Source organism: Paenibacillus kyungheensis (genome assembly GCF_028606985.1).
Lineage (GTDB): Bacteria > Bacillota > Bacilli > Paenibacillales > Paenibacillaceae > Saccharibacillus > Saccharibacillus kyungheensis.
Genome location: NZ_CP117416.1, coordinates 3,535,674 through 3,548,519, shown reverse-complemented (window position 1 = coordinate 3,548,519; position 12,846 = coordinate 3,535,674). Strand labels below are relative to the sequence as shown.

Sequence of the window (12,846 nt, the reverse complement as noted above, 5' to 3'; positions counted from 1 at the left end):
GATACCAGCATGCGATAATGCTATGTATTCAGAATACTTCTGATGGAGGAATAGAATGAATACACAATCCAAAGTAGCTATTATTACAGGAGCTGGAAGCGGTCTTGGTCAAGCAACCGCTCTGAAGTTAAGCGATAACGGAGTGAGTGTAGTTGTTGTCGATATCTCTGAAACTGCTGGTCAAGAAACCGTATCTATGATCGAAGCCAAAGGTGGAACAGCCCTGTTTATCGCTGCTGATGTCAGTCAAGCACCACAGGTAGAGCAGTTTGTTGAGCAAACGGTAGCTACATTTGGGCGTATAGATATGTTTTTCAATAATGCAGGCATTTCAGGCCCGGGGCTAAAGTTAGCAGATCATACGATTGAGCAATTCGATCAGATTATTAATATTAATTTGCGTGGAGCTTTTTATGGAATGAAATACGTAATTCCTGAAATGCTCAAAACAGGCGGCGGTTCGATCGTCAATACAGCTTCTACCGCAGGTGTAGTAGGCGTACAGACAGTAGGTCCTTATGCCGCTAGCAAACATGGTATCATCGGCTTAACACGTACAGCAGCGATTGAATACGGCAAAGATCATATTCGTGTTAATGCGATTGCACCGGGTACAATTGAGACACCTATGGTCGCTGAATTTGGTAGACAAAATCCAGAGACGATGAAAGCAACAGTAGACAGTATTCCTTCTGGACGTTTAGGTAGACCGGAAGAAATTGCGAATCTGGTAGCTTTCCTATTAGGTGATGAAGCTCCATATATTAACGGGGCCGTATATTCTATCGATGGTGCTGTAACCGCGCAATAAGATAGAATAGGTTATCGTACTAGAATTTGGTACAATACGTATGCAAGAACCCTTGAATAATCATTTCAAGGGTTTTTCTTATTTTGAAAGTATAGGAGCTGAAGACATGACTACACTAACATACACACGTCTTATTAATCGAACACTTGAAATTTTGGCAGAGAATAGCAGTCAAGAAGCTTATACTTATATAACTGAACATGCTCATGAAGTGAAAGGTAACGATGCACAAGTGTATAATTTTCGTTATTCGTTAGCGGCGGCGTCAGGCATGAATACAGAAGCGTTGCAATTATTACAAGAAGCTATTTTGGAAAAAGGGTACTGGTATTCTTCAACGTATTTGCTGGAAGAAGAAGATTTGAAGTCTTTGCGTGATCAAGATGAATTTCAGAAATTAGTAGAATTATGCGCAGAACGAGAAACACTAGCACGTGAAGAGTCTACACCTGAATTGAAAATTTTGTATCCGCATGATCAAGAAGATCATACGATAAAGCAGACCATTATTGCGCTACATGGAGATCAGGAAAATATTGAGATTGCAGAACCGTACTGGATCAGTCTACTTGATCATCATTACCGGTTAGCTTTACCTCAATCTTCACAAATTCTTTTTACAGATGCATATGAATGGGAAGATGTAGAGCAAGGGGTAGAAGAGTTGAAATGGCATCTTAGTGATATTATGACCGAAGATGCGCAAAGCCCTGCTACACCGTCACTCAAGCCGATTTTAGGAGGATTTTCCGCAGGTGCAAGAGTAGCATTATATACAGCGATTCAAGAGCCTACAGCGTTCAGTGGCTTGATTCTATTAGCACCATGGTTGCCAGAAGCATCAGAATGGGAGCAAGGTCTAGCAGGGTTACAAGAAGCAGGAGTGAAGCTTTCGATTATGTGCGGAGAATGGGATGACGATTGTCTACCGGGCACAATGGAACTGATCGAAGCACTTCAAGAAGCTCATGTAGATTACCAGTATATTGAACTGCCTGAACTGGATCATGATTACCCTGAATCATTTGCTCAGTTATTGCACGAATCAGTCACTTATATTCAATCGACAGAGCAAGAAGACGAAGATGAACTGAATCCTACAGAATCTACAGACAACAATGAGTAATCTAAAAGCATATCTCAAGTTTATTTTAAAAATGAATTCAAAAAAGTTATAATCATAGAACGATTTTATTACAAAGACAACAAGTTGCCGTCTTGAAAGAAGAGTGAATACATTGAAAATTGGAGTTTTTGACTCGGGGATTGGTGGATTAACTGTTTTACATGAAGTGCTAAAAGTATTGCCAGCAGAAGACTATCTATTTTACGCAGATACTCAACATGTGCCTTACGGTGAAAAGCCCAAAGACGAGGTGCGTCAGTATATTTTTGATGCGGTAGATTATCTGGCAGCGCAACATATCAAAGCATTGGTAATCGCTTGTAATACAGCAACCAGTATAGCGGTGAACGATCTACGTCAGCGTTATGACTTTCCTATTCTTGGGATTGAACCGGCAGTTAAGCCTGCTGTGCAGAACAGTATGATCAAGCACAAAAAAGTACTGGTCTTAGCAACAACATTAACATTACGAGAAGAAAAATTTCAAAATTTGGTACGTTCGATAGATACGGCTGATATTGTGGAAAGTTTGGCTTTGCCCGGTCTGGTACAACTAGCAGAAAAAAGACAGTTTGCAGAGGCAGAGGTACAGTCTTATTTACAACAAGCACTAGCAGGATTGGATCTCAATCAATATGGCACTATCGTATTAGGATGTACGCATTTTCCTTATTTTAGAGAACATTTGCATCATTTCTTTCCTGAAGAAGTCGATATTATTGATGGTGGAGAAGGAACTGCACGCAATCTGTACCGCATTTTGCAACAACGTTCTCAGATCGGTGAAGGAACAGGTCAGATCAGTTATGTAGAATCAGGTCAGATTATCCATGATCCTGAGCGACTCAATAACTATGATCAATTGCTGTTGAGATTATCAGCTTCTTCGATATTATGATGATTGTAAAACCTGATTGAACTAACACAAAAGATATCAAGTCAAGCGCAGACTTCTATGGGAAGCTGCGCTTTTTTTGTGATAGATATAAAAGGAGAGTATGGAGTTGAAAGATGGATATTATAGAAATATACATTATCACCATAACGATAAATGTAACTGGCGCAGCTATGATTACGAAACTTGCGTAGGAGAAGTAGAAGCAACATTAGGCGTTGTAGAATGACGAAGAGAACGGGTAGTTGTAATCGAGATGAATTTACGTCTGGTAGCAGTAGGTCTGACGACAGGTTGAGTTATAGCAGTAGCAGAAGATTCAGTAGTCTGGCGAGCTGTAGCATCTATAGTCGGAGATGTAGTATATCCAGTCAGACGAGGATGAAGCGGTTGAACAGGCTTAATTGTAGGCTTGAGCTTGGACTTCGCAGGTTGCCACGCAAGAATCTGATCTTCGCGAAATGTACGCGGACTACCTGTACGTAGACAGTCAGCATAGACTAGACCTTTGCGAATATGCTTAATCTCAATGCGTCGCTGTGTCAGTTGATTAGAACGATCCATATATACAATTTCCACAATTTCACCTAAATATTTAGATAACATGGCATGTACTCCTATCCGAACATTTGTTCTTATTTATATTCTTATTATATACGAACATACGTTTCTTTTTCAAGTGTTATTTATTGTTTTCAAAATAAGTACCAATTACATATGGATCGTACCATACAGCCTATACATTTCAGCTTATGCTTATATTGGGTAAATGAATTAATGAAGATTGATTTTAGGTATAGCCATTTAAGGAGGACTTATGAAAACAGATATTCCACAACTATTATCGCAAATGACACTGGAAGAAAAAGCTAGTCTTTGTTCAGGTCTTGATTTTTGGAACACACAACCTATCGAACGTCTAAATATTCCATCTGTAATGATGACAGATGGCCCGCATGGATTACGTAAGCAAGCTAAAGAAGCCGATCACTTGGGATTGAATGATAGTGTACCGGCTACCTGTTTCCCGTCAGCCGCAGGAATGGCTTCTTCTTGGAACCGCGATCTTATTCGTCAAGTAGGGGAAGCGCTCGGTCAAGAATCGCAAGCAGAAAATGTCGCTGTTTTGCTTGGACCAGGGACTAATATCAAACGCTCTCCGTTATGCGGACGTAACTTTGAATACTTTTCAGAAGATCCGTATCTTTCTGCTGAATTAGCAGCTCATCATATTCAAGGGGTACAAAGTCAAGGTGTAGGTACATCACTTAAACATTTTGCCGCTAATAATCAAGAAGAACGTCGTATGAGTGTAGATGCTATTGTCGATGAACGTACATTACGTGAAATTTATCTAGCTAGCTTTGAAGGAGCTGTTAAGCAATCTCAACCATGGAGCGTGATGTGTTCGTATAACAAATTAAATGGAACATATACTGGTGAAAATGAATTTCTATTAACCAAAGTATTACGTGAAGAATGGGGCTTTGAAGGATTTGTAGTGTCAGATTGGGGCGCTGTTAATGAACGTGTAGACGGTCTACGAGCAGGTCTAGAACTTGAAATGCCCGCAAACAATGGTATCGGTGATGCCAAAATCGTCAAAGCTGTACAAGAAGGACAATTGGACGAAAAAGTTGTCGATCGAGCAGTAACACGGATTTTAGAATTTATTTTCAAAGCAGTAGAACAGCGTCAACAAGATAGTTCATATGAGGCAGAAGAACACCATGCACTAGCCCGTAAGATAGGTCAAGAAAGTATGGTTTTACTTAAAAATGAAGATCAACTATTACCCCTTGCTAAAAAAGGAAATATTGCGGTGATCGGTGAATTTGCTCAAAATCCACGTTATCAAGGTGGCGGTAGTTCCCATGTGAATCCTACACAACTGGATAAAGCATTGGATGAAATGACCAAGCTTGTTGGGGATCAAGGTCATGTATCCTATGCAGCAGGGTATGATCTGGATAGCGATGATATCAAAGAAGAATTAGTTCAAGAAGCTGTACAACTAGCAGCAAAAGCTGAAGTTGTAGTGTTATTTACAGGGCTCCCTGATCGTTATGAATCAGAAGGATATGATCGTACGCATCTTCATATCCCCCGAAATCATCAGCATTTAATCGAAGAAATTGCCAAAGTGCAGCCTAATTTGATTGTTGTACTTAGCAATGGTTCACCTGTGGTCATGCCATGGATAGGACATGCCAAAGCAGTACTAGAAGGGTACTTGGGTGGACAAGCATTTGGTGGTGCAGTTGCCGATTTACTCTTTGGTGAAGTGAGTCCAAGCGGGAAATTAGCTGAGACTTTTCCTATGCAGTTAAGCGACAATCCATCCTTTTTGAATTTTCCAGGTGAACAAGATCGGGTAGAATATCGTGAAGGTATTTTTGTCGGCTATCGTTATTATGACACCAAGCAGATCCAACCTCTATTCCCGTTCGGTTACGGGTTAAGCTACACTACATTTGCATACAGTGATCTCAAAGTCGATCGTGAGCAGTACAGCGATCAAGATCAAGTAAAAGTAAGTGTGAAGATTACCAATACAGGTCAAATAGCAGGTAAAGAAATTGTACAATTATATGTAAAAGATAGTGAAAGTATAGTGATACGTCCGGAGAAAGAACTCAAAGGATTTGCTAAAGTGCATCTACAAGCAGGAGAAAGTCAGACCGTAGACTTTACACTCGATAAGCGTGCATTTGCTTATTACAATGTAAAATTAGCAGACTGGCATGTGGAATCAGGAACATTTGAGATTCTGATCGGTTCTTCTTCTCGTGATATTCATGTCCAACAATCGATCAACATTCAATCCAGTGTAGAACTTCCGCTGACGATTGATCGCAACACCACGATGGGCGATATTACGACTCATCCCAAAACAGAGCAACTGGCGAAAGAATTGCTGGATCGTTCAGGTATGGGACAATTGTTCGATGCTAGTGATGATATGATGTCAGCGATGGTTAAAGGAATGCCGTTACGGGCGCTGGTCAATTTCGGACAGGGAAAATATACAGAAGAAATGCTTGCCCAAGATATCGAAAAGTTAAATCAAGCATTTGTACCACATCAATAATTATCAGATCAAACAGCTCTTTTTCATATAGAAAAGGGCTGTTTTTTTGTATGTTTTAGAACGAAGATTATAGGATTTAAATATAAATTATGTATCCAATGCTAATAACAGCCGTCTTTATCTTCTATTTATATGATACAATTGTAAAGAGTACACAATGGGAAGATCGAAGGAGCAAAATAAAATGGCGATAGAAGTGATACGCGTACAAACTCAACAACAGTTAGAAGAATGCTTGAATATTCGGAGACAAGTATTTGTTGTAGAGCAGAAAGTTCCTGAAAGCAGAGAAGTAGATGAGTATGATCAATTGCCCAATGACGGCGTAGCTTATCATTTTCTGTTACAAAAAGATGGCGAGAATATTGCCGCAGGTCGTATGATTCGTTATGAAAACGGAGCAGCTAAAATGCAACGTATTGCTGTATTACCTGGTTATCGGAGAGGTGGGTATGGCAAATCTATTCTTTTGGGTATGGAAAATTATGCGCGCCAAAATGGATTTGAAAAAGCTTTACTTGATTCTCAATGTCAAGCTGAAGGGTTTTACAATAAAATGGGATATATCACAATTTCCGAAGAGCCTTTTGAAGATGCAGGTATTGCTCATGTTAGTATGAAAAAGCAACTTGTGGTTACCATCTAAATTATTACGATCGTTATCAATCGTTGTTAACATAGCAAAACCGCGCCAATTGTATCTGGCACGGTTTTTTTGTTGTATTTCAAAAGGGAATTAACCCAATGTATAAAATTGATGTTGCTCCAAAAAGGTCATCTCTTTGGTTTTGCCGATAAAATCTTCTTTGTCATCATTATAATGCATCAACAAAATAGTCGAACGTACTTGCTCTGGTAAAGATAACAATTCATCCAGTGTCGCATGTACGATACCCGGAGGATGTAACTGGCAATCATGCAGAATCGTCTGAACCCCACGCTCATAGACTAAATGTTCCAATAGATGAGGTTGGAATTTCATATCTCCACTATAAAAAATAGTCTCATTTACTAAAAACGAATAGCTATTTTTTCCATCAATATGAGGTGTCTGAATTAATTCGATATCCAATCCTTCGGTTAACGTGATCGGTTGTTCAGCCACAATCGGTCTTACATCAAATACATCTTCAATCCGCTCTATTCCTTCTTGCGTCATACCACCTGATAATGTGTGTTCCCACAAAGGACGTACTAATGTACTAGCAATATATAGAACCGGTTTACGATTATAGATAAATTTCATCTGAAATCCTAATTCTTCAAGACCACCTACATGATCTCCATGAATATGAGTAATCAGAATCGCATCAATTTCATTAACAGTTTTGCCTAACTGGTGTAAAGCAAGCGGAGCCGTAATACCGCAATCCACCATTAGCGTATAGTCACCTACATGAATCAATGCATTATTATTATGATAATTTTTGGCAAAAGCATTACCTGTTCCTAGCATCTGTAGTTCAATAGACACAGTATTCCTCCTGTCTGTATGGTACATGTAATAAAGAGATGTCTATCCAATCATCAGACATTCTTCCTTCTCAATGTACCATGAATAGAAGCCAGAAGGGAAATGCAGGAATTGGATTCTGGCATAAATGCAGATAAAGATACAACCACACTTAATTGGTTTAATGATAGTTGAAACAGCAATCGTGCGAGAATCGTACTTGTCAAAAGGTTACAATTTTTTTACCGCAACTGAACGGGACTATTGGAGTATATATCTATAAGAAGATCAGCATAGAGATACAATGCTTTTATAATACAGAAAGAATTGGAGTCGATAAGCTTTTTCTAAATATAAAAGGAGGGGTTTTTACGTGATATGGAAAAGAGTTGCAGTCTGTGCATTAGCCTTTTTCTTAATGAGCAGTTCGGTGCTATTTGCAGATGCTGTAAGTCAAAAGATTAAAGTATGGATTAATGGAAGTGAGGTCAGTGATGGAGCTTACATGATCGATGGCAAAACCTATGTGCCTTTGCGTGAAATTCAAGGTCTTGTCGATTATGATAATGATGCCAAAACGGTCAAACTTACCAAACCCAACGTACATATCTTTTTATTCAAAAATGATACGGCGTTTGGCAACGTCAGTAAAGGAAAGCTCAAATTCAATGTATTTAGTCAGGTAGACAATCTACAAACAGATATCGTAGGCGTCAAAGTGGCTATTATTGATCCTTCAGGTAATCAAAAAGATATCCAAAGTCAGGATATCACGCAACAAAAAGATAACTTCTGGTTCCGCACATACGATTTCACGTATGATTTTAATACCGCAGGGAAATATACAGTTGGATTTTATATGAAAAAGTCCAAAGCTAGCGATTATGTGCTTGTCTCACAAAAAGTAATTACAGCGCTAAATCAATAATAATGAACACACAGTAGCGATGATCTATAGAAGGTGTGGCTCTCAATTGACCTGTCTAGGGGAAAGTGGTAAGATACACAAGTATTATTTCATGAATGCAAGGTATTACACCTATTTATGAACCTAAATGACATTCAATTTTATACCGAAAGTAGGTTATCCTAATGAGCGATAAACACGTACATGATGAAAATTGTAATCATGATCATGACCACGAAGCGGAAGAATATGTATTAACATTGACTGACGATGAAGGTAATGATGTAGAAATGGTTCTTGTTGAAACATTTGATGTTGGCGAGAAACTATATGCACTTCTATTAGAGCGTGGTAACCCTGAAGCAGATGGTTACATCATGCGTCTTGAAGAAGAAGAAGACGGATTCGAATTGCAAAATATCGAAGACGAAAAAGAATGGGCAGCTGTAGAGAAAGCATACGGCGAGCTTATCGAAGAATCTGAATAAGATTCAATATCGTTATAAATAAAGCCGGAGTAGATATTGTATATTTCTATACAGTATTCACTCCGGCTTTTTTTGTATTCTATCTGGTATCTTTCAATAGAAAAGAGTACGAATTTAGAAAATAGCGTCTGTTTCTACGATTACTTTTACATGATGTACAGTACGATCTTCAGGTCCTTTGACCGGCAATCCTACTTCAACATGATCGGTAATATAATCGATATTTTCTTGCGAAATTACTTCACCCGGTAACAAAATAGGAATACCTGGTGGATATACATAAATAAATTCAGCGATAATACGTCCTGCGGATTCTTTAAAAGGAACTACTTCTGTATCACCGTAAAAAGCATCACGCGGAATCAGTGACAATTGCGGAATCTCTGGAATTTTGACAACCAGTTCGTGAATTTCTTTAGAACCGTCCGTGCTGTAATATTGAGATGCCATATCGGTCAAAGAGCGCACCAGAATATCGACACTATCCTGCGTATCACCTGGAGTTACCAGACACAAAATATTATACATATCACTGAGTTCAATCTCTAGATTGTAATGCTCACGTAGCCAGTTCTCTGCATCATATCCCGTAATACCTAAATGACGAATATGAATAGTCAGCTTAGTCGGATCATAGTTAAACGTTGCTTCACCGCCAAGTAATTCTTTACCAAAGCAGTATAATCCCGGAATATCATTGATCTTTTGACGAGTTTCTTGTGCCAATTGAATCGTACGCTCTGCCATATCATGCCCGTTAAGCGCTAGATTGCGGCGTGACGTATCTAGAGACGCTAATAGGATATATGAAGTAGAGGTTGTCGTCAGCATGCTAATAATGGTCTGTACGCGGTGAGGATTCACATGTCCATTTTTGACATTTAGATTTAACACCGAACTTTGTGTCATCGAGCCACCTAGCTTATGTACACTGGTAGCTGCCATATCTGCTCCAGCTTCCATCGCAGAGATCGGCAAGTCTTTGTGGAAATGAATCAATACACCATGCGCTTCATCAACCAATACAGGTACACCGCGACTATGAGAAAGATCGACGATTTCTTTTAGATCAGCGCAGACTCCGAAATAAGTCGGGTTAATCACAAGCACTGCTTTGGCATCAGGATGACGATCTAGAGCACGACGTACAGAAGAAGTCGTAATCCCATGATCAATCCCCAAATTTTCATCACGTGCTGGAGAAACGAATACTGGCTTCGCTCCTGCAAAAATAATAGCAGACATAATCGATTTGTGTACATTACGTGGAACGATAATTTTGTCACCCGGCGAACAAACTGACAAAATCATTGTCATAATAGCGCCACTTGTTCCCTGTACTGAAAAATACGTATAATCAGCACCAAAAGCATCAGCAGCTAATTTTTGTGCTTGCTCGATAACACCCATCGGTTGGTGCAAATCATCAAGTGGTGCAATATTGATCAGATCTATAGAAAGGGTATTATCACCCACAAACTCTCGGAATTCCTGATCACTGCCGATTCCTTTTTTGTGCCCTGGAATATGGAATTGGACGGGATTGCTTGCCGCGTGCTCTCGTAGAGCGGTGAAAAGCGGCGTTTGCTTATGATCCATTGAAGCTGTCACAACCTTTCTGAGGTAAAGTAATTATTCTGAGGCTAAAATGCTTATCCAACATTTTGCCAAACAAAATGAGTATAGCAAAACGTGGGGGGAATGCAATAGTTATTATGATAAGATAAAATGCATATAAGATAAATGGGTATACATTCAAGGGTAGACTTGAAGGGAGTCATCGTTATTAATGGTATCAATTTCAAATGCTGACACAGATCATCAGAATCAAGCTAAAAATCGTCAACGCAATATTTTTGTATTTGTATGCCTGTGGTTACTTATTTTTTTAGTTGAATTTGTTAAAGGTGGATTATTAGTTACTTTGTTACCTGTATATATGGGGCATGTACTTGGATTGCCTGCTTTTGCTATCGGTATTGCTTTTGCTTTGCAGTATGTAGGTGATAATGCACTTCGAGGTCCTGCAGGCTGGTTAGCAGAACGATTAGGATTTCGGATGATTATGTCGATTGGTATGATCCTTGTCTTAGGTGCAGTATTTATTATGGCAACAGAAAAAAGTACAGGCTGGTTAATATTTGCTTGTGGTGTGATGGGGGTTGGCAGTGCTCCATTATGGCCTTGTGTAATGTCCAAGATCACCGATCTGTCACATGCAGATGGAAAATACGGAACATCTATGAGTATTATCGAGATTGCTTCTCTTGGAGGAGCGGGGCTTGGGCCGGTTACAGTCAATTGGATTAGTGATACATCGTACCAATCTACATTATGGATGATGTTGATTTTTATGACTGTTGTACTAGCTATAGCATTATGCTTACCCGGTCGTAAAGAATCAGCTTCGATAGCAACAGGGAGTCGCCATGAAACCGAGCAATACAACGATGCTACTACTGGATCACTTCATGCAAATCAATTATCTGTACCTCATGTATCGGTGACACGTATCACTGGTAAACAACGGGTACAGCAATATATAGCGTTGATTCGTTCACTACATATTCATCCGCTATTGTATCCAGCCCTTTTTTTGCAATCTTTTGCTTTAGGTATTTTGACGCCTATTATTACTTTATACGTAATCAGTCAGTTAGGATTAACCCCCGCTTATTTTAATGGATTGTTAATTGCTGGTGGTGGTGTTACTGCTTTGGGTCTGATTCCAGCAGGTCGTCTGATCGATCGGTGGGGCAGTCGATTTTTTTTGCATATCGGATTTTTATTAGCAGGGACAGCGTTAATAGGGATTGCTTCTACAACGATACTGGCTTGGATATGGATATTTGTAATAGGTATTGGTCTTAGTTACGCAATGATTTTACCAGCATGGAACTCGTTACTGGCTAATCTTGTACCTGCACAAGAGCGTGGTATGATCTGGGGATTATTTTTGACATTACAAGGATCAGGGCTTGTTATTGGCCCTTTGGTATCGGGAAAGTTATGGGATATCATTAGTCCTCAAGCGCCGTTTTTTGTTAGTGCCAGCTCTATGTTTATTTTATTCGGTATTCACTGGATTATGATACGTCATACTCGAAAATTATCTTCCTCAAATAATTAATGAGCAATATATGAAAAAAACAGATGCAAAAAACCTTATCTGCATAACAGTAGATAAGGTTTTTTTATTTTCACAATGATCTATTAAAATGCCATACGGTACAACGGAAGCAATTGTTCAAAAGTCTGTTCTACTTTTTCGATAAAAGCTTTGCCATCTTGAAGTAAAGGATCATCTTTTTCGATCCGTAATCCACATACGATTTCGGATTTTTTGACATTTTGCAATCGTTCAGCAGTATCTAGCCAGTATTGATCATCCAATTCTCCCTGAATGTTAGCTTGTGGCGACATATGATCAGTAGACCAGTAAAATTCATCTGGAATCATTTGTTTTACCTTTTTCCAATCTTTCTGAAGCGCTTTTCCAAAATCAAATTTACGGGGACTCTCATAAATAATAGCAAACACAATAAAGACATGACTACCAAACATACCTACTTCAAAATGAGGCAATGCTTTATAACCACGTTTATTCGATGCCCATGCTACCCATGTATCTTTAGGTGGATTGACCGTACGACGAGCATGCTTGGCAACATGCACATACATCTCTTCACCACATAATGTAGCTAGATAAGGCTGTATCTGTTCACCAATTGTTGTTAATTTAGGTCGAATCGTGCTAATCAATGCATCCATACGTGGTTCTAATCCATCAATCGTGAATACATCAAAGTCTTTAGAATCAAAACCGTTAAATTCAATATTATTCATCTTTGTCATGCCTCTCTTTCCAAATCAATCCATATCAATGTAGAGATAATCAGCGTTTATTATAGCATAGGAACAGGCAATTATTTCATGAAGATTACATGTGACTGTATGCTTTAGTGCTTAGACAACCTTGTAAAGGGGTAAAATTATATTAAGTATATATTGTACTAAAGATGCAACAGATAACTACACTCTTCATAGGTACCATTTCAGAAACAGTATTCGTTAT

Annotated in this window: 12 protein-coding genes; 8 read left to right on the top strand and 4 right to left on the bottom strand. The window is 39.0% G+C overall.

Going from position 1 to position 12,846, the window contains the following annotated elements:
• Positions 1-55: 55 nt before the first annotated feature.
• From PQ456_RS15190 to murI, 3 genes are all read left to right on the top strand, one after another.
• Positions 56-811 carry an SDR family NAD(P)-dependent oxidoreductase gene (locus PQ456_RS15190; RefSeq protein ID WP_273613048.1) on the top strand — a complete coding sequence of 252 codons (756 nt, stop codon included), beginning with the start codon at positions 56-58 and terminating at the stop codon, positions 809-811.
• A 106-nt stretch (positions 812-917) separates the two neighbouring features.
• Positions 918-1,937 carry an alpha/beta hydrolase gene (locus tag PQ456_RS15185; RefSeq protein WP_273613047.1) on the top strand — a complete coding sequence of 340 codons (1,020 nt, stop codon included), beginning with the start codon at positions 918-920 and terminating at the stop codon, positions 1,935-1,937.
• Between the two features lie 112 nt (positions 1,938-2,049).
• Positions 2,050-2,835, top strand: coding sequence for a glutamate racemase (murI, locus tag PQ456_RS15180; RefSeq protein WP_273613046.1), 786 nt, complete (start codon positions 2,050-2,052; stop codon positions 2,833-2,835).
• A 174-nt stretch (positions 2,836-3,009) separates the two neighbouring features.
• Here murI and PQ456_RS15175 read toward each other — a convergent pair whose 3' ends face one another.
• Entirely contained in the window at positions 3,010-3,438 is a 429-nt protein-coding gene (locus PQ456_RS15175) for a hypothetical protein (RefSeq protein WP_273613045.1), read from the bottom strand.
• Between the two features lie 211 nt (positions 3,439-3,649).
• Between PQ456_RS15175 and PQ456_RS15170 the strand changes: the two genes are divergently transcribed.
• Together PQ456_RS15170 and PQ456_RS15165 are read left to right on the top strand one after the other, a co-directional pair.
• On the top strand, positions 3,650-5,923 hold the full coding sequence (locus PQ456_RS15170; protein WP_273613044.1) for a glycoside hydrolase family 3 C-terminal domain-containing protein: 2,274 nt from the start codon (positions 3,650-3,652) through the stop codon (positions 5,921-5,923).
• 184 nt (positions 5,924-6,107) lie between these two features.
• The gene (locus PQ456_RS15165) at positions 6,108-6,569 is read left to right on the top strand and encodes a GNAT family N-acetyltransferase (RefSeq protein ID WP_273613043.1); all 462 of its coding nucleotides are present in this window, start codon (positions 6,108-6,110) and stop codon (positions 6,567-6,569) included.
• Between the two features lie 90 nt (positions 6,570-6,659).
• On the opposite strand, the gene PQ456_RS15160 is transcribed toward PQ456_RS15165, so the two are convergent.
• Positions 6,660-7,397: an MBL fold metallo-hydrolase gene (locus PQ456_RS15160; RefSeq protein WP_273613042.1), complete on the bottom strand. Its 738-nt coding sequence runs from the start codon at positions 7,395-7,397 to the stop codon at positions 6,660-6,662.
• A gap of 352 nt (positions 7,398-7,749) precedes the next feature.
• On the opposite strand from PQ456_RS15160, the gene PQ456_RS15155 reads away from it, so the two are divergent.
• Both PQ456_RS15155 and PQ456_RS15150 read left to right on the top strand, forming a co-directional pair.
• Complete coding sequence (locus PQ456_RS15155) at positions 7,750-8,304, top strand: stalk domain-containing protein (RefSeq protein ID WP_273613041.1); 555 nt, start codon at positions 7,750-7,752, stop codon at positions 8,302-8,304.
• Between the two features lie 164 nt (positions 8,305-8,468).
• On the top strand, positions 8,469-8,771 hold the full coding sequence (locus tag PQ456_RS15150; RefSeq protein ID WP_273613040.1) for a DUF1292 domain-containing protein: 303 nt from the start codon (positions 8,469-8,471) through the stop codon (positions 8,769-8,771).
• Positions 8,772-8,885: 114 nt separating this feature from the next.
• Here PQ456_RS15150 and PQ456_RS15145 read toward each other — a convergent pair whose 3' ends face one another.
• A complete protein-coding gene (locus PQ456_RS15145; protein WP_204823334.1) occupies positions 8,886-10,370 on the bottom strand; it encodes an aminotransferase class I/II-fold pyridoxal phosphate-dependent enzyme in 1,485 nt (494 codons plus the stop codon).
• A gap of 190 nt (positions 10,371-10,560) precedes the next feature.
• On the opposite strand from PQ456_RS15145, the gene PQ456_RS15140 reads away from it, so the two are divergent.
• A complete protein-coding gene (locus PQ456_RS15140) occupies positions 10,561-11,901 on the top strand; it encodes an MFS transporter (protein ID WP_273613039.1) in 1,341 nt (446 codons plus the stop codon).
• An 83-nt stretch (positions 11,902-11,984) separates the two neighbouring features.
• On the opposite strand, the gene PQ456_RS15135 is transcribed toward PQ456_RS15140, so the two are convergent.
• Positions 11,985-12,608: a YktB family protein gene (locus tag PQ456_RS15135; RefSeq protein ID WP_273616332.1), complete on the bottom strand. Its 624-nt coding sequence runs from the start codon at positions 12,606-12,608 to the stop codon at positions 11,985-11,987.
• Positions 12,609-12,846: the final 238 nt, after the last annotated feature.